The organism is Streptomyces sp. NPDC001292 (genome assembly GCF_042896465.1).
Taxonomy (GTDB): domain Bacteria; phylum Actinomycetota; class Actinomycetes; order Streptomycetales; family Streptomycetaceae; genus Streptomyces.
This window is the reverse complement of record NZ_JBIAXG010000130.1, coordinates 1-1,713: the sequence shown is the minus strand read 5'-3', so window position 1 is coordinate 1,713 and position 1,713 is coordinate 1. Positions and strand designations below refer to the sequence as shown.

The 1,713-nt window shown below is 67.4% G+C and carries 2 protein-coding genes; both read left to right on the top strand.

Going from position 1 to position 1,713, the window contains the following annotated elements:
- The coding region (locus ACFY4A_RS42535; protein ID WP_390834664.1) for a DUF3459 domain-containing protein at nucleotides 1-576 on the top strand (576 nt) is incomplete at its 5' end.
- On the top strand, nucleotides 551-1,713 hold a 1,163-nt coding region (treS, locus tag ACFY4A_RS42530), incomplete at its 3' end, for a maltose alpha-D-glucosyltransferase (RefSeq protein ID WP_390834663.1). The genes ACFY4A_RS42535 and treS, both read left to right, overlap by 26 nt.

The window sequence follows — 1,713 nt, the reverse complement described above, 5'->3', positions numbered from 1 at the left end:
GCCTTCGAGGTCCGCGCCGTCCTGGCCGCCACCCTCGCCCCCTCCTGGGGCATCTACAGCGGCTACGAACTGTGCGAGAACACCCCGCTGAAACCGGGCGGCGAGGAGTACCTGGACTCGGAGAAGTACCAGCTCAAACCCCGCGACTGGGCGGCCGCCGAACGCGAGGGCCGCACCATCGCCCCCCTCATCACCAGACTCAACGACATCCGCCGCCGTCACCCCGCGCTGCACCGCCTGCGTAATCTGCGCTTCCACGCGACCGACAACGACGCCGTGATCGCCTACAGCAAGAGCGAGGGCCCGGACACGGTCGTCGTGGTCGCCAACCTCGACCCCCACCACACCCAGGAGGCCACGGTCTCGTTGGACATGCCGCAACTCGGCCTGGAATGGCACGGGTCGATGCCGGTGCGCGACGAGCTCACCGGCGAGACCTACCACTGGGGCAGGGCCAACTACGTACGCCTGGAACCAGGCGAACGACCCGCGCACGTGCTCCACGTCCAGCGATCGTCCACCTCGTCCGAGATCGGAGGGCCCCAGCGCCATGACTGTCAACGAGCCCGTCCCTGACATCTTCGAGGACGCCCCGGCCAGGGACCGGGACCCGGAGTGGTTCAAGCGTGCCGTGTTCTACGAGGTCCTCGTCCGTTCCTTCCAGGACAGCAACGGCGACGGCGTCGGCGACCTGAAGGGCCTGACCGCCAAGCTCGACTATCTGCAGTGGCTCGGCGTCGACTGCCTGTGGCTGCCGCCGTTCTTCAAGTCCCCGCTCCGGGACGGCGGCTACGACGTGTCCGACTACACCGCCGTACTCCCGGAGTTCGGCGACCTGGCCGACTTCGTGGAGTTCGTCGACGCCGCCCACCAGCGCGGCATGCGGGTGATCATCGACTTCGTCATGAACCACACCAGCGACCAGCACCCGTGGTTCCAGGAGTCCCGCAAGGACCCCGACGGCCCCTACGGCGACTACTACGTGTGGGCCGACGACGACAAGCAGTACCAGGACGCGCGGATCATCTTCGTCGACACCGAGACCTCGAACTGGACCTTCGACCCGGTCCGCGGCCAGTACTACTGGCACCGGTTCTTCTCCCACCAGCCGGACCTCAACTACGAAAGCCCCGCGGTGCAGGAGGAGATCCTGGCCGCCCTGCGCTTCTGGCTGGACCTGGGCATCGACGGCTTCCGGCTGGACGCGGTGCCGTACCTCTACGCCGAGGAGGGCACCAACTGCGAGAACCTGCCCGCGACCCACGCCTTCCTCAAGCGGGTGCGCAAGGAGATCGACCGGATGTTCCCGGACACCGTGCTGCTGGCGGAGGCGAACCAGTGGCCGGAGGACGTCGTCGACTACTTCGGCGACTACACCACCGGCGGCGACGAGTGCCACATGGCCTTCCACTTCCCCGTCATGCCCCGCATCTTCATGGCCGTCCGCAGGGAAAGCCGCTACCCCGTCTCCGAGATCCTCGCCAAGACCCCCGCCATCCCCGCCACGTGCCAGTGGGGCATCTTCCTGCGCAACCACGACGAGCTCACCCTCGAGATGGTCACCGACGAAGAACGCGACTACATGTGGGCCGAATACGCCAAGGACCCCCGCATGCGCGCCAACATCGGCATCCGCCGCCGCCTCGCCCCCCTGCTCGACAACGACCGCAACCAGATCGAACTCTTCACCGCCCTGCTGCTCTCCCTGCCCGG